Source organism: Aquabacterium humicola (genome assembly GCF_030167915.1).
Classification (GTDB): Bacteria; Pseudomonadota; Gammaproteobacteria; order Burkholderiales; family Burkholderiaceae_C; genus Pseudaquabacterium; species Pseudaquabacterium humicola.
The window spans coordinates 1,513,438-1,532,215 of record NZ_JARGNB010000001.1 but is presented as its reverse complement, the minus strand read 5'-3'; the positions used below and the strand labels follow the sequence as shown (position 1 = coordinate 1,532,215).

Genomic DNA, 18,778 nt, shown 5'->3' with positions numbered 1-18,778 from the left:
CGGAGCGCGACGAACTGCCGTGGCCAAGCGCCTGTTCGACCTGATCGTGTCTCTCGTCGCGCTGCTGCTGCTGTCGCCGCTGCTGCTGCTGGTGGCGCTGGCGATCCGCGTCGACTCCGGCGGCCCGGTGTTCTTCCGCCAGGAGCGCATCGGCCGCCACGGCCGGCCGTTCCGCATCCACAAGTTCCGCACGATGGTGGCCGACGCGCCGGAACGCGGGCCGGCGGTGACGGTCGGCCGCGACGAGCGCATCACGCGCCTCGGTCACCTGCTGCGCCACTACCGCCTCGACGAGCTGCCGCAGCTGATCGACGTGCTGAAGGGCGACATGAGCCTCGTCGGCCCGCGGCCCGAGGTGCCGCGCTACGTTGCGCACTATCCGGAGCCGCTGCGCGCGCAGGTGCTCGCGGTGCGGCCCGGCATCACCGATCCCGCGTCGCTGGAGCACCTGGACGAAGCCGCGCTGCTGGCCGCCGCGGACGACCCGGAGCGCGAGTACGTCGAGGTCATCCTGCCGAACAAGCTGAAGCGCCAGGCCGCGTATGCTGCGCGCGCGACGCTGGCCTCCGACCTGGCCGTGCTGCTGCGCACCGTTCGCCTGCTGATCTCCCGATGACCCGACCGGCCGATCCCGTCGATCCGAACGACGACCGCGACGAGCAGGAATCCGACCTGTCGTTCTGGCTGAAGCTCGACCGCGCGCTGGCCACGCTGCGGCCGCGGCGCGTGCCGCTGTCGATGCTCATCGACGCGCTGGTCGTCGTGCTGGCGTGGAACGTGACCTACCTGTTCCGCCTCGGCTTCGAACGCTGGATCAGCGCGCGGCCGGGTTACGACGGCTGGGTGCTCGCCGGCATCGTGGGCGCCTACCTCGCCGCGTTCGCCGCGCTGCGCGTGCCGCAGGGCATGTGGCGCTTCGCCGGCTTCGGCGACATCCAGCGCCTGGCGCTGGCCTGCGCGATCGCCGGGCTCGGCTCCGCGGTGGTGGTGCTGATGCTGCAGCTAACCGCGGTGCCGCGCGCGGTGCTGGCACTGCATCCGGTGGTCACGCTGATGGGGCTGGCGCTGGCGCGGCTGGCCTACCGCATGCTGTACGAGCATGCGCGCTCGCGCCTCACCGGCAGCGATGCCGAGGTCAAGCGCGCGATCGTGATGGGTGCGGGCGAAGCGGCCAAGCGCCTGATCGCCGGCATCCAGCACCAGGGCTGGCTGGTGCTGGGCCTGCTCGACGACGATCCGAGCAAGCAGGGCGCCCGCATCGCCGGCGTGCCCGTGCTGGGGCCGCTCGAGGCGGTGCAGGACAAGGCGGTGCGCGGTGCGGCCACGCACATCATCGTCGCGATGCCGGCTGCCCGGGGCGCCCAGCGGCGGCGCGCGTTCGAGCTCGCCGCCCCGGCCGGGTTGCCGGTGCTGACCGTGCCGTCGGCTGCCGAGCTGCACACCGGCCGCGCCGGCATCGAGCGCGTGCGCGACATCGAGCCCGAGGACCTGCTCGGCCGCGAGCCGGTGCAGCTGGACGAAGCCGGCATCGCCGAGGTGCTGTCGGGCAAGACGGTGCTGGTCACCGGCGCCGGCGGCTCGATCGGCAGCGAGCTCTGCCGGCAGCTGGCGATGTACGGGCCGGCGAAGCTGGTGCTGGTCGAGCAGGGCGAGTTCAACCTCTACACGATCGAGCAGGCGCTGTCGGCGCAGTTCCCGCAGCTGCCGCTGGTGCGGCTGGTGGCCGACGTCAAGGACTTCGACGCGCTGCGCGCGGTGTTCCTGCAGTGGCGGCCGCAGGTGATCTTCCATGCGGCGGCCTACAAGCACGTGCCGCTGATGGAGGAGCACAACGCCTTCGCCGCGCTGGCCAACAACACCCTGGGCACCTATCACGCCGCCAGAGCGGCCGCCGAGTGCGGCGCCGAGCGCTTCGTGCTGATCTCCACCGACAAGGCGGTCAACCCCACGAACGTGATGGGCGCCAGCAAGCGCGCCGCCGAGCGCGTGGTGTCGGCGCTGGCCAAGCAGGCGGGCCCACATCCCCACACCACGCGCTTCATCGCCGTGCGCTTCGGCAACGTGCTGGGCTCCAGCGGCAGCGTGATCCCGAAGTTCAAGGAACAGATCGCGATGGGCGGCCCGGTGACGGTGACCCACCCGGACATCATTCGCTACTTCATGACCATCCCCGAGGCGGCGCGCCTGGTGCTGCAGGCCGCGGCGATCGGCGAGAGCGGCCAGGTGCTGGTGCTCGACATGGGCGAGCCGGTGAAGATCGTCGACCTGGCGCGCGACATGATCCGCTTGTCCGGCCATGCCGTCGACGAGATCCCGATCGTCTACTCCGGCCTGCGCCCGGGAGAGAAGCTCTACGAGGAGCTGCTCGCCGACGCCGACACCACGCTGCCGACCCCGGTGCCGCGCCTGCGCGTGGCGCAGCTGCACGACGACGATGCCAGCGCGGTGCTCGCCTGGGTGCAGGGCCTGAGTGTGCGCGAGCGGCTGGACGATGCCGCGGTGCGCGCGACCTTGCGCGCGGTCGTGCCGGAGTACCGGCCGGCATGAGCAGGCGGCTGGCTGCCGCGCTGCTCGCACCCGTCGCGATGTGGGCGGCTGCGGCAGCGCAGGCCGCCGACCCGGAACGTGGCCAGCGCCTGTTCATGATCGCGCCGGCGGCCGGCGAGCTGGCCTGCGCCGACTGCCACAGCGACAACCCGGTCGCCAACAACTTCGGCAACATCTGGTCGGGCCGCAATGCGGTGGCCCTGATCCAGCGCGCGGTGACCCTGAACACCGGCGGCATGGGCGTGTTCAACCGCTACTACAGTGCCGCCGACCTGGCCGACATCGCCGCCTTCCTCGGCAACGCGCCGGTGCGGCTGGACTTCCCGTCGACCGCGCTCGGCGCACGCAGCGCCTCGCAACGCGTGACGGTCAGCGCCAGCTCGAAGCTCGGCCTGAACGCGCTGCAGGTGCAGGTCCAGGGCGACTACGTGGTGCTGTCGCCGGCCTGCCCGGCGAGCCTGCCGCCCTTCGGCAGCTGCGAGGTCGACATCGCCTTCGCACCGGGTGCACCGGGGGCACGCGACGGCAGCCTGCTGGTCACGCACGACGGCACGCCGACGCCCGTGCGCGTGCCGCTGCGCGGGGTGGCCCGCGAGCAGCCGCCGGCAGTCGTCGCGCTGAGCGCGTCGGCGCTGGACTTCGGCCGCATCGCGGTCGGCGGCGCCAGCGGCGCCCAGGTGCTGCAGCTGGCCAACCGGTCGGCGCAACCGGCGAAACTGGGGGATGTGTTCCTCGATGCGCCCGACTTCGTGATCGACGGCGGCACTTGCGAAGCCGGCCGTCGTCTCGACGGCGGCCAGGCCTGCGTGCTGCAGCTGCGCTTCGAGCCGTCGGCGGCCGGCGCGCGCAGCGCCAGCCTGGCCATCGCGCACGACGGCGCCGGGGAAGGGTCGATCGCCGCGCTGCGCGGTGACGCGCTGCCCGGCCCGGCGCCGCGGCCGCGGCTGTCGGCGCCGGTGCTGCGCTTCGGCGCCGCCGACACCACGCTGCCGCTGCGGCTGCACAACGCCGGCAGCGGGCCGCTCACCTTGGGCGCCAGGACGATCTCGCAGGGCGGCTTCGGGGTGCGGGACGATGCCTGCGGCGCAGTGCTCGCCGCCGGCGCCGCATGCGCGCTGCAGGTGATCGCGCCGGCGCTGCGTGGCGCCGGCAGCATCGGCGAGCTGCGCATCGACATGGCCGGCCGCGACGCGCCGTTGCGGGTGGTGCTGGATGCCGGCGTCGCGCCGGCGGAGGCCGCGCCGGAGGCGTCGGCCCTGTGGCTGGATGCCGTGGCCGTGCCGCTCGGCGAGCGTGCGGCGCAGGTCATGCTCGCCAACCGCGGCGCGGCCGCGCTGACGCTCGATTCGCTGCGCCTGGTCGGCAGCCGGGCCGCCGCGCTGCACATGGGCGGCACCTGCCAGCCGGGCGTGACGCTGCCGGCGCAGGGCCGGTGCATCGTCGAGCTGCAGCGCATCGGCGCGGACGCCGCCCGCGCGACGCTGGTGGTGCGCGCCGGCGCCGCCGAAGCGCTGGTGACGATCGACGAGCCCTGGCCCGGCGTCGACGCGGCCGCGGCGCCGTTGGCGCCCGCGCAGCCGCGGCTGGCCGCCCATCCGGCGTCCCTCGTGTTCGCCGCGCCAGCGGGCGCGGGTGGCGCGCGGCAGCGTGTCTGGCTCGAGAACCGCGGTGCGGCCCTGTTGCGCCTGCCGACGATCGGGGTGCTCGGCAGCGGCTTCATGCGCCTGCCCGCCGACGACGAGCAAGGCTGCGCCATGACCGACGTCGTGCTGCTGCCCGGCCAGGGCTGCGCGGTCGACATCGCCTGGACCGGCGGTGCCGACGCCCGTTTCGGCGGCGAGCTGGTGGTCGATGCCGAGGCCCCGGCCGCGCCGCGCCGCATCGCGCTGGCGGTGGTCGACGACGGCGCGCCGCGCAACCAGGGCGGTGGCGGCGCGGCCGGCGGCATCGTGCTGCTCGGCCTGGCGCTGGCCTGGGCGCTGCTGCGCGGCCAGCGGTCAGAATGCGCGCGATGAGCTGCTCGCCCGCCCGCCGACACGGCCTGCGCACCGCGCTCGCGCTGGCCGCCATCGCCAGCACGGGTGGCGCCCTCGCCGCCGAGCCGCGCGCGCCGGCGCTGCCGTTGCGCACCGCGGCCGGCGAGCCGATCCTGCCGCCGGACGACGGCGTCGCACCGCGCTGGAAGGTGCTGTACCTCGACTTCTGGGCCTCCTGGTGCGGCCCGTGCCGGCAGTCCTTCCCATGGATGAACGAGCTGCACGAGCGCCACCGCGCCGCGGGCCTGGCGATCGTCGCGATCAACCTCGATGCGCGCCGCGAGGATGCGCAGGACTTCCTCGACCGCCTGCCGCCGCGCTTCGCGATCGCCTTCGATCCGGGCGGCGCCAGCGCGGCGGCCTTCGGCGTCAAGGCGATGCCCAGCTCCTTCCTCGTCGGACCGGACCGGCGCGTGCTGCACGCGCACCGCGGCTTCCGCCCGGCCGATCGTGCCGACCTGGAGCGGCGCATCGCAGCGGCGCTTGCATGAGCCCATCCGGCCGTCTTGAAGCACTCATGCCGGGGCACGCCGTGCAAGGCTGTCCTGTGGCGCGGCCGCGCGCACTGCTGGCCTGCCTGGCATGGCTGCTGCTGGCCGGCGGCTGCACCGCCCGTCTGCCGCAGGCCTGGCAGAAGCAGCACCTCGCGCGCCCCGAGATGGCGATGGATGCCGATGCGCTGGAGCAGCGCAACAACCTGCACGTCCATGGCAGCAAGGAAAACAGCGCCGGCGGGCAGGGTGTCGGCGGCGGCGGCTGTGGCTGCAACTGAGGGCGATGCTGCGCCCGCGGCGCGCCTCGGGGGCGGGCTGCTCGCCGCCGCGCTGGCGCTGCCGGGTTGCAGCGTGCAGGCCGCGGACATGCCGACCGAGACGCAGGTCGCGTTCAAGTGGCTCGGCTACCAGGACTGGCAGCCTGGGCTCAAGCGCGTGCGCGTCGAAGCGCCCTCGCTACGCATCGAGGCCCCGGTCGGCGAGCGCTGGTCGCTGGCGGCCACGGCCACGCAGGACAGCGTGTCCGGCGCCAGCCCGCGCTACCACAGCGCGGTGTCCGGCGCGTCGGTGATGAGCGATCGCCGGCAGGCCGGCGATGTGAAGCTCACGCAGCACGGCGAACGGTCGAGCTGGCGCATCGGCGCCGCGGGCTCCGACGAGCACGACTTCCGTTCACGGGCGCTGTCGCTCGAAGGCAGCTGGTCGAGCGAGGACAACAACCGGCAGTGGCATGCCGGCCTCGGCTTCACCCGCGACCGCATCGGCTCGATGGACGATGCGTCGCTGCACGCCCGGCGGCGCACCGTCGAGCTGAGCGCCGGCCTCACGCAGGTGCTGTCGGCGGTGGACGTCGTGCAGCTGGACCTGACGCTGGCCGACGGGCAGGGCCACTACTCGGACCCGTACAAGCGCATCGACCGGCGCCCGGACGAGCGGCGCCAGCGCATCGTGCTGCTGCGCTGGAACCACCACCTCGAAGGGCTCGGCGCCACGCTGCGCACCAGCTGGCGCTGGTATGGCGACTCGTTCGGCATCCGCTCGCACACCGTCAGCGCCGAGTGGGTCCAGGCGCTGTCGCCGCGCTGGGCGCTGACGCCGTCGCTGCGCGTTTACACCCAGCGTGCTGCGTGGTTCTACTACGACCCCGTCTACTCCTATGCCGGCGCGCCGCTGCCCCCGGGCTACCTCGAGCATGCACCGGCCACCCTGTCGCCCGACGCGCGGCTGGCCGGCTTCGGCGCGCTGACCGCGGGTCTGAAGCTCGCGCTCCGCCTGACCGGGGGCTGGACGGCCGACCTGCGGCTCGACCACTATGCGCAGCGCGGCGGGTGGCGCCTGGACGGCGACGGCTCGCCGGGGCTCGCGCCGCTGCGCGCGCGCTTCGTCCAGGTCGGCGTGGCCCGGCGCTTCTAGCCGGATCACCCATATTGACGAGGCAACGGGCCGGCCGCGGTGGCATCCTGCCGCGCACGGCCGGCGACAGATCGGCCTTCAGACGAATCAGATCCGCGAGAGGAACCCCATGCGAACACCTGCGCGACACGCCGCCGCAGCGGTCTTCAGCCTGGCCGCGCTGCTGGCTGCCTGCGGCGGTGGCAGCGAGACGCCGGCCAGCGCCAGCCCCGAGGCCTCCCGAGGGCAGGTGTCCACCGGCGGGGCTGCCGCCAAGGTCAGCTTCTATGCCGCGTCGCGCTTCGCCGAGCAGGCCACGTTCGGGCCGACGCCGGCGTTGATCGACGAGCTGCGCAGCAAGGGCTTCGAGAAGTGGATCGACGAGCAGCAGGCGATGGCGCCGACGCTGATCGACGTGAAGCCGGCGGAAGACTGGTCCGACCCGACGCCGCAGTCGGTCCACGTCTATCGCGAGCGCGAACTGCTGCGCGTGATGCTGGTCGTGCCGGACCAGCTGCGTACGCGGGTCTCCTGGTCGCTGTCGCAGTTCCTCGTCGTCTCGAACCGCAAGGCCGAGGCTGCCGGCCTGCTGCGCTGGGCCAACCTGCTGCAACAGCAGGCCTTCGGCCGCTACGACCAGCTGCTGTACGAGCTCAGCGTGCACCCGGCGATGGGCAACTACCTGGACAACGTCCAGAACCGGCCCAAGAGCACCGAGTGCCCGCACTGCGCGCCCAACGAGAACTTCGCGCGCGAGCTGATGCAGCTGTTCTCGCTCGGCGTCTACAAGCTGAACCCCGACGGCACCGCGCAGCGCGACCGCCGGGGCCGCTTCATCGAGACCTATACGCAGCGCGACGTCGAGGAAATGGCGCGTGTGCTCACCGGCTGGCAGTACGACCCCGACCCGCCGAACCGGCCGAACAAGAACTGGGGCAACTGGGCCAAGCCGATGGTGCCGTCGACCTGGCCGCCGGAGCGCGATGCGGGCCAGAAGACCGTGCTCGGCAAGACCTTCGCCGCCGGGCGGCCCGCACCCGACGACCTGCGCGACGCGATCGCGCTGCTGATGTCGCACCAGAACATCGCGCCCTTCGTCGCGACGCGCCTGATCCAGCACCTGGTCAAGAGCAACCCGACGCCGGCGTACGTCGGCCGCATCGCGGCGGTCTTTCGCGACAACGGCAAGGGGGTGGCCGGCGACCTGAAGGCGGTGGTCAAGGCCGTGCTGCTGGATGCCGAGGCCCGCGCCGGTGACAACCCGGCCGTGGCGCGCACCGACGACGGCAAGCTGCGCGAGCCGGTATTGCACCGCACCGCGGTGATGCGCATGCTCGGCTGCAAGCGGCCGTTCGAGAACCGCTGGGGCGTCATCCGGCCCGCGCTGCAGAACCCGTACAACGCCGAGAGCGTGTTCAGCTTCTACGCGCCGACCGACCGGGCACCCGGCAGCAACCTGCTGGCGCCGGAACAGAAGCTGCTGAACGCCGACGAGCTCACGCAGCGCATGGGCCACTGGAACTGGGTGCGCTGGAACGACGTGACGCGGACCAACGACCGCACGGTCTTGACCGACGCTGGCTGCGACATCGAGCCGCTGGTCAAGGCCTTCGCGACCTCGCCGCGTGTCTTCGCCGACCACCTGAGCGAGCGCTACTTCCGTGGCGCGATGCCGCCGACGCTGCGCAGCAACCTCGAGCAGCTGATGAAGGACGCGCCCTGGGACGCCCGCAACCCGGACGACGGCGCTCTGTGGCTGCTCGGCTACGCCACCAACACGCCGTACTTTGGAGTCATCAAGTGATGCAGCGACGCGACTTCCTCGGCGCGTTCGGCCTGGCCGGCGCCGCCAGCCTGCTGGGCTCGACCAGCCTGCCCGGCGCCGCGGCCGGTTCCGACTACCGGGCGCTGGTCATCGTCTTCCTGCACGGCGGCAACGATGGCCACAACTGCCTGGTGCCCACCGACGGCGCCTACACCAGCTACCAGAACGCGCGCGCCAATTTGGCGCTGCTGAAGAACAGCCTCGTCACGCTGAAGGGGCAGGCCGCCGGGCACACCTTCGGCGTGCACCCGTCGCTGGCGCCGCTGGCCACGCTGTACAACGACGGCCGGCTGGGCTGGATCGCCAACGTCGGGCCGCTGATGGAGCCGGCGACGGCGCAGCAGGTGATCGACGGCGCGGTCGACGTGCCGCCATTCCTGCTGTCGCATTCCGACCAGGTCGCGATCCAGCAGGGCTGGCTGGTCGAGGACGACATGAGCGGCTGGGCAGGCCGCGGGCTCGAGCTGCTGCCGTCCGTGCTGCGCAACCCGGTGGCGGCGGTCACGATGTCGACCGACCGCACGCTGCTGCTCGGCCGCAACTCCGGCGTCGCCTACCTCGACCGCAACGGTTCGCGCTACTGGGGCTTCTCGGACCTCGCGCAGCCCGGCACCATGGGCACGCAGTCGATCAACCGCATGGCGCGCTGGCAGTTCGCCAATGCCTACGAAGCCGAGTACGCGCGCACCTTCGGCGCGGCGGTGGACGATGCCGCGCGCTTCACGCGTGCGATGGTCAATGCGCCGCTGCCGGCGGCGGACTTCGGCAGCAACTACTTCGCCGAGCAGTTGCGCACCATCGCCACCGCGCTGCCGAGGCTGAAGGAACAGGGGCTGCGCCGCCAGGTCTTCCTCACCAACTACGGCGGCTTCGACACCCATGCGAACCAGCGCGGCAACGGCGAGAACACGCAGGACACGCTGCTGAAGGACGTCGCCAAGGCGGTCGCCGCGTTCGACCAGACCATGCGCACGAACGGCATGAACGACGAGGTGCTGACGCTGATGATGACGGACTTCGGGCGCACGGTGCGTCCGGGCTCCGGCGGCGGCAGCGAACACGCCTGGGGCAACCACTGGTTTGCGCTCGGCGGGCCGGTGCAGGGCGGCACGGTGCACGGCCAGTTCCCGAGCGCCGTGCTCGGCGGTCCCGACGACAGCGACCTCGGCAAGAACGGCCGCCATGTGCCGACGACGTCGACCGACCAGGTCGGCGCGACGGTGATGCGCTGGCTCGGCCTGCCCGACAACCTGCTGCACGAGGTGTTCCCGCACCTCGCGAACTTCAACCAGAAGACGATCCCGCTGCTGCGGGCCTGAGGGCAGTCCATGGCCGACATCAAGCTCACCGCCGGCAACGACACCTACGTCCAGGACCCGACGGCCACAGCGAACTGGAACAACCTCCACGGCGAAGCGGGCAACGACAGCTTCGGGCTCTACAACGGCAGCGCGCTCGGCGGGCCGGGCGACGATCGCATCGAGCGCCTGGTGCACCCGACAGAGTGGTGGAACCAGCCCAATGCCGCGTACTGGACCTCGCCGGCCGCGATCAGGGCCGACCTGAACACCGGCATCGTCGAGGACGGCTGGGGCGGCCGCGACACGCTGGTCAACATCAACAACGTCGCCGGCTCGAACCACAACGACACGATGATCGGCAATGCCGCCGACAACCGCTTCTGGAGCAACGGTGGGGTGGACACCATCGATGGCGGCGCCGGCATCGATACGCTCGACGGCCTCTGGTACGAGAGCGTGCCGGGCCAGCCGTGGCTGCCGGCGACGCTGAGCGACCTGCGCCTCGAGGTCTCGGTCGACGGTCTGAGCGCGACGATCGGGCCGCGCAGCGGTCGTGGCCAGGGTGCGGTCGTCACCAACGTCGAGTACCTGATGGTCTTCACCGGCCTCGACGCCAACGGCAACCACCGCTGGGAACCGTTCCTGATCGCCGATGCGATCGAACCGGCACAGATGGCCCAGCAGGCCGTCGCCAGCGGCGGTGACCTGCGCTGGAACGCCGGCCAGGCCCTGGGCAGCAGCGCCACGCTGAGCTACAGCTTCGTGATGCAGGCGCCGGCGTCGGGGCCCGGCGCCGCGGGCTTTCGCGCCTTCACGGCCGCCGAGCAGCAGGCCGTGCGCACCTTGCTGGCGAGCGTCGAGGCCTTCACCGGCCTGCGTTTCGTCGAAGTGAACGAGGCCGGCGGCACGCCCGGGCAGATGCGCTTCGGCGTCAGCCAGCAGGCCGCGACGCGCGGCGTGTCGTGGCAGCCGAACCAGGCCGGCGCCGGCGAACAGGCCGGCGACATCTGGATGGATGTCGAATCGATGCTGGCGCTGGCGCCGGGCACCGAAGGGTATGCCGCGCTGCTGCACGAGATCGGCCATGCGCTCGGCCTGCGCCACCCGCGGGCGACGGAAAGCGGCGAGCAGTACGCGGCGAACCTGCGTGCGCAGGACGACCGCACCGCGCTGTCGGTGATGTCGCAGACCTCTTCCGCCGACGGCCTGTTCCGCGCCGACTGGGGCCTGCTGGACGTGCAGGCGCTGCGTTATCTCTACGGCAGCCGCGCGGTGCACGCGGGCGACGACGTCTACCGGCTCGGAGCGGCGGCTTCGGGCGCGCAGACCACGCTCGTCGACGACGGCGGCATCGACACCATCGATGCGTCCGAGCTCGCCGCCGGCGTGAGCATCGATCTCGCGGCGGCGCACCTCAGCAGCGTCGGCGTCACCGCGGCGGGCACCAACGCGGTCGAGAACCTCGGGCTGGCGATCGGCACGCAGATCGAGCACGCGGTCGGGTCGCGCTTCGACGACGTGCTGAGCGGCAATGCGCTGGACAACCGGCTGACCGGCCACCTCGGCAACGACTGGATCGACGGCGGCGCCGGCACCGACACGGCCGTCTTCGCGGGCCGGCGCGCCGACTACGAGGTCTCCACCGGCTTCGGCAAGACCTTCGTGCGCGACCGCCTCGGCGACGGCGGCTTCGACACGCTGGTCGGCATCGAGCGGCTGGAGTTTGCCGATCGCACGATCGCGCTGTCCGCCAGCGCACTCGGGGCCGATGCCAGCCTGGCGGTGGACGAGGACGGCGGCCTGACCGCGGCGCTGCCCGACCCGAGCGATGTCGCGCGGACGGCCGTCAGCTACCGCATCGCCGGCGCGGCGGCCCATGGCAGCGCGTCGATCAGCGCGGACGGCCAGCTGCGCTACACGCCGCAGGCCGACTTCCACGGCGTCGACAGCGTGGCCTACGAGATCGTCGCCGCCGGCAGCAGCAACCTGTACCTCGCCTATGTCGACGTGCTGCCGGTCAACGACGCCGGGCCGGTCGGCCGCAACAGCGACTTCCTGGCGATCGCGCAGGTGCTGAAGCAGTCGCAGCTGCCGGCGGCGACCGACATCGATGGTGATGTACTGAGCTACAGCCTCGGCGCCGACGCGGCGCATGGCGAGGTGGTCGTCGGCGAGCAGGGCAGCTTCAGCTACCGGCCGGCCGCGGGCTACGCGGGCAGCGACAGCTTCACCTACGTGATCAGCGACGGCATGGGTGGCAGCGCGACCTACACCGCGCGGCTGACCGTCGCCGCGGTCAGCGGCACGATCGAAGGCACAGCCGGCGACGACACGCTCGCCGCGGGCGCGACCGGGCAGGGCTACAGCGGCGGCGCCGGCAACGATCGCATTACCGGGGGCGGCGACAACGACGTCATCGACGGCGGCGCCGGGCTGGATGTGGCCAGCTTCACCGGCAAGCGCTCGGAATACACGCTGACGTCGCAGCCGGGCCAGTGGACCGTCAAGGACAAGAAGTCGGCCCGCGACGGCGTCGACCTGGTGACCGACGTCGAGCGGCTGCGCTTCTCGGACCTGCACGTGGCGCTGGACCTCGACGGCGCCGCCGGCTCGGCCGCGCAGATCCTGCGCGCCTTGATCGGTCCGCAGTACCTGCAGAACGAGACCTACGCCGGCATCGCGCTGGGGCTGTTCGACGGCGGCATGAGCTACGAGGCGGTGATCGGCGTGGCGCTGTCGGTGGTGCCGCAGTTCGCCGGCGGGTCGTCCAACGAAGCCTTCGTCCAGCACGTCTACCGCAATGTGATCGGGACGGCGCCGGCGCCGGCGACGCTGGCCGAATTCACGGCGGTGCTCGACAGCGGCGCGATGAGCCGGGCGGCGCTGGCCCTGCTGGCCTGCCAGATCGACTACAACACGCAGAGCGCCGACCTCGTCGGGCTGGCGTCGACCGGGCTCGAGTACCTGCCGGGCTGACGCTGCCCGGGCATCAGCCCTTGGCCGGCGCCACCTTGCCGTCGGCGGCCTGCTGAAGCGTGTCCGGCTGGTGCACCACCAGCAGGTTGCCATCGCGGGCCAGCACCTTCAGGCCCTGCAGGAACTGCAGCGTGCGCGTCACGGTCTCGCGGCTGGTATTGACCATGATCGCGATCTCCTGGTGCGTCGGCGGCATCACGATGACCACCTGACCCTCCTTGCCGCGCGTGGCCAGCAGGCTGAGCTGCGCGCAGACGCGCTGGAACGAGCTCGGCAGTGCCAGCAGCGAGCGGTGGCTCGCCGCCCGGCGCATGCGGGCGGCCAGCCGTTCGGCCACCGCCGCGGCGCCGCGCGGGGTCGAGAACATCAATTCGCGCGCGCGGTCGCGGTCGAGGAAGGCGAGCCGCGACGGCGCGACGGCGATGATGTATTCGGGCGCCGGTTGGCCATCGATGACCGAAAGTTCGCCGAAGAAGTCTCCATCTTCGATGAAGTCAATGCCAACTTCGCGACCGTCCAACGTAAAATTGACCGTTTGCAGGCGTCCTTCGATCAGGAATCCGAGGCCCGCGTCGGTCTCGCCGCGCTTGATCACCACTTCGCGGCGCTCGACCCGGCGCTCGTTCATCATGAGCGAGACCTCGGCCAGCTTGTCGGCCGGCAGGCTGTCGAACAGGCGCAGCCCTTGCAGGATCGGGATGAGGATGGGCATCGGGGGACGAACTGTGCATGCGACAAAGCCGATCGGCTTGTGATGCACAACACATCAGGCGGGGCGGGCGCGGTGCAAGATTCATTCTCCCGCCCCTCGCCCCGGCGTTCAGGAGTTCGAGATGATACGTAACCGACTGGTCCAAGCCCTCCGCCCGCAGCTCCTGCGCTCGTCGGTCGTGCTGGCTTGCACAGTTGCCGCGTCCGGTTACGTGCTGGCCAGCGAACAGGCGGTCGGCCAGGTCAGCCTGCTGATCGGCGCGGCGCGCGTGGTGCACATGAACGGCACGTCCGAGCCGCTGAAGCGGGGCGCTTCGATCCTGGTGGGCGACCGGGTCGAGACGTCGGCGAACGGCCACGTGCACGTGCGCTTCATCGACAAGGGCGCGGTCAGCGTGCGGCCGGACAGCATCCTCGAGGTGCAGGCCTACCGCTACGACGTCGACAAGCCGCAGGCCAACGAGCTGCGCCTGCGCATGGAGCAGGGCACCAGCCGCTCGATCTCCGGCGCGGCCACCGATGCCGACAAGAACCGCTTCCGCCTCAATACGCCGATCGCGGCGATCGGCGTGCGGGGCACCGACTTCATCGTGCAGGCCGACGCCAGCGGCGTGCGGGCCACGGTGGCCGATGGCGCGATCGTCGTCGGTGCGCTCGGCAACGGCTGCTCGGCCGCGGCACTCGGGCCCTGCACCGGCGCGGACGCGCGGCTGCTGTCGGCCGACATGGGCCGGCTGATGGCCGAGGTGCGCCCGGGCGAACGCACCACCCACGTGGTCCCGGCCGCCGGCGGCATCGCCGCCGTGGCCGGCGCCGAGGAACGGGTGGCGGCCATGAATGCCGCGGAGTCCGCCGCGCGCGCCGCGAGCCTGGCGGCCGCCGAGGCGAAGGGTTTCGCGCCGCTGCGCGAAAGCGACCGCGCGGCCGCCGACCTGCTGAGCATCGCCTCGGCGAGCGTGGCCGAGCTGAACAGCCCGGCCGACCTGACGGCGCAGCTGGTGTGGGGTCGCTGGCGGGTTTCCGGCGCGGCGGCCAACGACAACGTCAGCGTCCAGTATTCCAAGGTCATCGACGGCCGCCACTGGACCACCGCGAACAACAGGGATGGCGACGTGCTGCTGCGCATGAGCGATCCGTCGAATCCGAACCAGGAGCTGCGCCCGATCAGCGACACGCCGATCGTCGAGATGCGGCTGAGCCGCGCGCAGGCGAGCTTCGAGTACGGCAACAAGCAGACCGAAGCGGCCACCGTCAACGGCGGCTCGCTGACGCTGGACTTCGATCGCCGCACCTTCGCGACGGCCCTGGGCCTGTCCTCGCCGACCGGCGGCAAGACCGAGCTGCGCATGGGCGGCGACATCGCCAGCGACGGCACTTTCGCCGTGCGCAGCAATACGCAGATGGTGTCGGGTGCCTTGTCGCTGGACGGCAAGGAAGCCGGCTACCTGTTCGAACGCGCCGTCGGCAACGGCCTGTTCCGCGGCAAGACCCTCTGGGGTCGCTGAGCGGCGTTCCCGACGCCAACAATCGCGAAGGCGATGTACACCTTCTGGCGCGATCATCCCTGGCGGCTCCGCAGTGCGGTGCTGCTGGTGGTGGCGTTGCTGGTCGGTGGCCTCCAGGCCATCGCCCCGCAGGCGTTCGATGCGCTCGAGCAGACCATCGGCGACTGGACCTGGCGCATCGGCTCCACGGCCCGGCCGGAACGGCGCATGGTCGTCGTCGACATCGACGAGGCCAGCCTCAAGCAGGTCGGGCCCTGGCCATGGTCTCGCGGCACGCTCGCGAAGCTGTCGGAAAAGCTCCAGCAGGCCGGTGTCGTCGTGCAGGTCTACGACATCAACTTCCCCGATCCGCGCGAAGGTGACGGCGCATTGGCCGAGGCCTGGAAGGCCGCGCCGGTGGTTGCCGGCCAGATCTTCTCGCTCGATCCGGCCGTCACCCCGCGCGTGGGCACCGTGGCGGGTGCACTCGCCGCCGGCGGCTGCCCGCCGTTCGCGCCGCGCAGCCACGGCTTCTACGGCCATCCCGCTGAACTGCTGCAGTCCGGCGCCACCATCGGCCACATCACGCCGCGCACCGAACGCGATGGCGTCGTGCGCAAGGTGCCGGCGCTGATCTGCCATGAAGGCCGGGCCTATCCCAGCCTCGCGCTGGCGGCGCTGTGGCGCGCGACGCAGGCCGAAGGCGCCACATCGGCAGGGCCGGACTGGGTGTGGTCCGACGCCCAGGCCACCGGGTTCGGCGGCGGGCCGCTGGCGCCCTTCGCCTGGTTGACCAGCCCGAGCCTGCCCGGTCTGGCCGTTCCGGTCGACGAGCACGGCGACCTGCGCGTGCCGTACCGCCTCGAGCGCCGGGCGTTCGTCTCGGTCTCGGCGCACGACGTGCTCAACGGCACCGTCGACCCGGCCCTGCTGAAGGACACGATCGCGCTCGTCGGCGCCACGGCCTTCGGCATCGGCGACACGATCGCAACGCCCCATGCCACCGTGGCCGCGGGCCTCGAGGTCCATGCGCAGGCGTTGATCGGCCTGCTCGACCACCGCCTGCCCTACACGCCGGCGCGGGCCGGATGGATCCACGGCCTTGCAGTGATCACCATCGCCGGCCTGCTGCTGCTGGTGCTGCGCCGGCGCGCGATCCCGGCCAAGCGCCTGCCGATCGCCGGTGCGCTGCTGGCCGTCGCCTGCTATGGCGCATCGGCAACCCTGCTGCTTCAGGCCGACCTCTGGCTGCCCTGGACCAATGCCGCGCTGTTCGCGCTGCTCGCGTCGGTGGCCCTGGCCACCGCCGAGCATGCGCTCACCCGCGCGCAGCGCGAACGTCTGTCCGCCCATCTGGGCGCCTACCTGCCGGCGCCGGTGGCGCGGCGCCTGATGGCCACCGACCCCTCCGGCCGCGTTCAGGTCGACCAGCGCGAAGTCAGCGTGCTGGTGGCCGACATCCGCAATTTCTCCTCCTTCGCGGCCCACCGTCCGGCCGAAGAAACCGCCGCGATGCTGCATGCGTTCTGTTGCATCGCGGTCGACGTTGTCGAGCAACATGGCGGCGTGGTGGAAAATGTCGTCGGCGACTCGGTGCTGGCCGTCTGGAATGCCTACTCGGACTGCGCCGACCATCCGCAACAGGCCCTGCTTGCCGCGCAGGAACTGCTGCGCGCCACCCGCACGCTCCTAGCGCCCACGCAGCCAACGCATGAAGACAGCCCCGTCCAGCCGCTCGCCCTTGGCGTCGGCATCGAGTCCGGCCGAGCCCTCGTCGGCTCGTTCGGTCCGGCTCGACGCCGCGCCCACGCGGCGCTGGGCGAGCCGGTCAGCGTGGCGTCGCGCCTGCAACAAATGACGCTTGACCTGTCGATGCCGATCCTGATGGGACCCCAGCTGGCCGCCCAGCTGCCCCAGGACAGCACCGAATCGCTGGGTGACTACCTGCTCGAAGGATTGAGCCGGCAGTACACGCTGCACGCCCCCAAGGCGTGGGCCGAGCTCGTGCCGACCGAACCGCTGTGGGTCAAGTCCGCGACCGCGGATGCCCATGGCGGGGATTCCGGCAAGTGGTCGGGATGGGCGGATTCCGGTGCGTCCGCTCCGATGCGAGTACATGCGGCGATCCAGTTGCGCGACGCGTGAAGCGCCGCGACCTTCGCGTCTCGCGTGAGCGAGCTCGCCGCTGGCTGCTTCCAGCGTTGATGCTCGCCGGGGCGGGCGGCTTCGCCACCGCCGCCCGTGCCCAGGCCCCCCAGGTCGTGGCTGCCGAGCTGCCGTCCTCGTCGGTCAGCGACGTCATGCGCCTGGCCGGCTACTGCAACGCGCTGGCCGCAACCGCCTGGCCCAATACGGCGGCGGCTCGGCGCGCGCTGCTGCAGCGACTCGAGGCCTTGCGGCAGCCCTGCATGAGCCACGGGGCTTACCTGGCGATGCTCGGCGCCTTGTGGCTGGAAGAGGGCGAGCCCGCCCAGGCGCTGCTGTGGCTGGAAAGGTCGCTGCTGCTCGATCCCACGGCGCTGGGCACCCAGGCGGATCACGCGCTCGCCCTGGCGGCGCTCGGTGAAACCGCCGCCCGGGATGCGCTGGCGCGCGAGTGGCGCGAACGCACCGACATCCCGCCCGCACTTCGGCAGCGGCTGGCGCTCGGCCCGGAGGCGAATAGTCGCACCAAGGGCAACGGGCCGGCGCCGCCGCCGTCGGCCGTGAGGCCGCCCGACGGCTGGGTCAGCTACCGCGAGGCTTCGCTGGTTGGCGGCTATGAGACCAACCTGGACCACTCGCCGCGGCTGGACGAGATCACGATCACCCCGCCGGGCGGTCCGCAGACGGAGCCCCTGGTCACGCCGCTGCGGCCGCGGCGCGGACCGGCGATGATCGGCGACATGGCCTGGCAGCTCGCCCGCAGTCCGGTCGTCGGCACCGTGTTCCAGACCGGCATCCAGGGCAGCGTGCGCCACGCGCCGGGCAACAGCGGCACCGACTGGCACCACCTGCAGTGGGCGGGTGTCGCCAGCCAGCGCTGGGGCCCCTGGCGGGCGCAGCTGCACGGCCACGCCACCTGGGTCGGCGGTGCGCTCAACGAACCCTACCGGCTGGCGCGGCTGGGCATGTCGATCGACCGCGAGGCCATCGGCTGCAGCCATCGATTGACGTTGGAGGGCGAGGTGCGCCGCTTGCGGACAACCCGCAGCGCGGACGGCCGGACCACCGTCACTGCCTGGAACAGCCTGTGCCCGCTGAACCTGCTCGGCAGCGATTCCGCGATCGGCATCGCCGGCCGCATCGGCATCGACCGCGCCGACGACCCGACCCGCCCCGGCGGCGACCAGCGCCATGCCAGCGTCGGCCTGCGGCTGCTCAGCACGCTCGGCGGCGGCATCCGGCTGGATGCCACGCTGCGTGCAACCCGGGTGCTCGACAGCGAAGGCTACAGTCCGCTGCTGGAAAACGGCGCCACCCGTCGGCTGCACCAGACCCAGCTGACGCTGGAACTGAGCAAGCCGCTGCAGCTGCGCTGGCTTTACGGTGCGGAGGCCCTGGTGCAGTTCCAGGCGGTCCGGCAGTCGAGCAACCTCGTGATCTTCAACTACGAAGGCCTGGCCACCTACGGCGGCCTGCGCTGGCGCTGGTAACCGCTTCGTACCCGCCAGACTGTTGCGATACCGCAACTCAAACCCGGGTTCTCCCTTGCCACAAGGCCGCTTCCACGGCTGGGAAGCGGGGATGCGGGTGCCATAATCGCGCCGCTACCGGGGGTGGAGACCCCTGGTCGTTTTGCTTTCACACCAACAACTTGAAGCCAAGCAAAAACCTGCTGACCCTTGTGATGGTCATCACATGGCCCCTCCAAGCGGCAACGCACACTCCGCGCACATGATTGGCGGACTCCCCTCTCATTCGACTCAGCGCCTTGCGCACCACCTGGTGCCGCAGGACGCTGAGTCGAGTGCGGGTGAGAGCCTGATCACTCGTGCTCGATTTCTTTGCAAAGAAGTCCTTACTTCCTAGA

General features: G+C 71.8%; 13 protein-coding genes. 12 read left to right on the top strand and 1 reads right to left on the bottom strand.

Going from position 1 to position 18,778, the window contains the following annotated elements; all coding sequences use genetic code 11:
• The first annotated feature begins 19 nt into the window (after positions 1-19).
• The 9 genes from P1K89_RS06760 to P1K89_RS06720 all read left to right on the top strand — a co-directional run bounded on the left by P1K89_RS06760 (position 20) and on the right by P1K89_RS06720 (position 12,571).
• Positions 20-616 carry a sugar transferase gene (locus P1K89_RS06760; RefSeq protein ID WP_284615617.1) on the top strand — a complete coding sequence of 199 codons (597 nt, stop codon included), beginning with the start codon at positions 20-22 and terminating at the stop codon, positions 614-616.
• Entirely contained in the window at positions 613-2,547 is a 1,935-nt protein-coding gene (locus tag P1K89_RS06755) for a polysaccharide biosynthesis protein (RefSeq protein WP_284615616.1), read from the top strand. The genes P1K89_RS06760 and P1K89_RS06755 overlap by 4 nt, the downstream gene beginning before the upstream one ends.
• Positions 2,544-4,562 (top strand): choice-of-anchor D domain-containing protein, encoded by a 2,019-nt coding sequence (locus tag P1K89_RS06750; RefSeq protein WP_284615615.1) that lies wholly within the window; start codon positions 2,544-2,546, stop codon positions 4,560-4,562. The genes P1K89_RS06755 and P1K89_RS06750 overlap by 4 nt, the downstream gene beginning before the upstream one ends.
• Positions 4,559-5,074, top strand: coding sequence for a TlpA family protein disulfide reductase (locus P1K89_RS06745; RefSeq protein WP_284615614.1), 516 nt, complete (start codon positions 4,559-4,561; stop codon positions 5,072-5,074). The genes P1K89_RS06750 and P1K89_RS06745 overlap by 4 nt, the downstream gene beginning before the upstream one ends.
• A 41-nt stretch (positions 5,075-5,115) precedes the next feature.
• Positions 5,116-5,355: a DUF4266 domain-containing protein gene (locus P1K89_RS06740; protein WP_284615613.1), complete on the top strand. Its 240-nt coding sequence runs from the start codon at positions 5,116-5,118 to the stop codon at positions 5,353-5,355.
• Positions 5,342-6,490, top strand: coding sequence for a DUF3570 domain-containing protein (locus tag P1K89_RS06735; protein WP_284615612.1), 1,149 nt, complete (start codon positions 5,342-5,344; stop codon positions 6,488-6,490). The genes P1K89_RS06740 and P1K89_RS06735 overlap by 14 nt, the downstream gene beginning before the upstream one ends.
• A 109-nt stretch (positions 6,491-6,599) precedes the next feature.
• The gene (locus tag P1K89_RS06730) at positions 6,600-8,273 is read left to right on the top strand and encodes a DUF1800 domain-containing protein (RefSeq protein ID WP_284615611.1); all 1,674 of its coding nucleotides are present in this window, start codon (positions 6,600-6,602) and stop codon (positions 8,271-8,273) included.
• Positions 8,273-9,613, top strand: a complete 1,341-nt coding sequence (locus tag P1K89_RS06725; protein ID WP_284615610.1) for a DUF1501 domain-containing protein — start codon at positions 8,273-8,275, stop codon at positions 9,611-9,613. Before P1K89_RS06730 ends, P1K89_RS06725 begins: the two co-directional genes overlap by 1 nt.
• A gap of 9 nt (positions 9,614-9,622) precedes the next feature.
• The gene (locus P1K89_RS06720; protein WP_284615609.1) at positions 9,623-12,571 is read left to right on the top strand and encodes a tandem-95 repeat protein; all 2,949 of its coding nucleotides are present in this window, start codon (positions 9,623-9,625) and stop codon (positions 12,569-12,571) included.
• Positions 12,572-12,584: 13 nt separating this feature from the next.
• Here P1K89_RS06720 and P1K89_RS06715 read toward each other — a convergent pair whose 3' ends face one another.
• Positions 12,585-13,283 carry a Crp/Fnr family transcriptional regulator gene (locus P1K89_RS06715; RefSeq protein ID WP_284615608.1) on the bottom strand — a complete coding sequence of 233 codons (699 nt, stop codon included), beginning with the start codon at positions 13,281-13,283 and terminating at the stop codon, positions 12,585-12,587.
• Between the two features lie 121 nt (positions 13,284-13,404).
• Between P1K89_RS06715 and P1K89_RS06710 the strand changes: the two genes are divergently transcribed.
• The 3 genes from P1K89_RS06710 to P1K89_RS06700 are packed head-to-tail and all read left to right on the top strand — an operon-like array spanning position 13,405 to position 18,401.
• Entirely contained in the window at positions 13,405-14,787 is a 1,383-nt protein-coding gene (locus P1K89_RS06710; RefSeq protein ID WP_284615607.1) for a FecR family protein, read from the top strand.
• 33 nt (positions 14,788-14,820) lie between these two features.
• Positions 14,821-16,911, top strand: a complete 2,091-nt coding sequence (locus tag P1K89_RS06705; protein ID WP_284615606.1) for a CHASE2 domain-containing protein — start codon at positions 14,821-14,823, stop codon at positions 16,909-16,911.
• Between the two features lie 59 nt (positions 16,912-16,970).
• The gene (locus tag P1K89_RS06700) at positions 16,971-18,401 is read left to right on the top strand and encodes a hypothetical protein (protein WP_284615605.1); all 1,431 of its coding nucleotides are present in this window, start codon (positions 16,971-16,973) and stop codon (positions 18,399-18,401) included.
• The last annotated feature ends 377 nt before the right edge of the window (positions 18,402-18,778 follow it).

Coding starts and splice junctions, on each gene's coding strand:
- P1K89_RS06755 (WP_284615616.1), top strand. CDS start 613: ATGACCCGACCGGCCGATCCCGTCGATCCGAACGACGACCGCGACGAG.
- P1K89_RS06750 (WP_284615615.1), top strand. CDS start 2,544: ATGAGCAGGCGGCTGGCTGCCGCGCTGCTCGCACCCGTCGCGATGTGG.
- P1K89_RS06745 (WP_284615614.1), top strand. CDS start 4,559: ATGAGCTGCTCGCCCGCCCGCCGACACGGCCTGCGCACCGCGCTCGCG.
- P1K89_RS06730 (WP_284615611.1), top strand. CDS start 6,600: ATGCGAACACCTGCGCGACACGCCGCCGCAGCGGTCTTCAGCCTGGCC.
- P1K89_RS06725 (WP_284615610.1), top strand. CDS start 8,273: ATGCAGCGACGCGACTTCCTCGGCGCGTTCGGCCTGGCCGGCGCCGCC.
- P1K89_RS06720 (WP_284615609.1), top strand. CDS start 9,623: ATGGCCGACATCAAGCTCACCGCCGGCAACGACACCTACGTCCAGGAC.
- P1K89_RS06715 (WP_284615608.1), bottom strand. CDS start 13,283: ATGCCCATCCTCATCCCGATCCTGCAAGGGCTGCGCCTGTTCGACAGC.
- P1K89_RS06710 (WP_284615607.1), top strand. CDS start 13,405: ATGATACGTAACCGACTGGTCCAAGCCCTCCGCCCGCAGCTCCTGCGC.
- P1K89_RS06705 (WP_284615606.1), top strand. CDS start 14,821: ATGTACACCTTCTGGCGCGATCATCCCTGGCGGCTCCGCAGTGCGGTG.
- P1K89_RS06700 (WP_284615605.1), top strand. CDS start 16,971: ATGCTCGCCGGGGCGGGCGGCTTCGCCACCGCCGCCCGTGCCCAGGCC.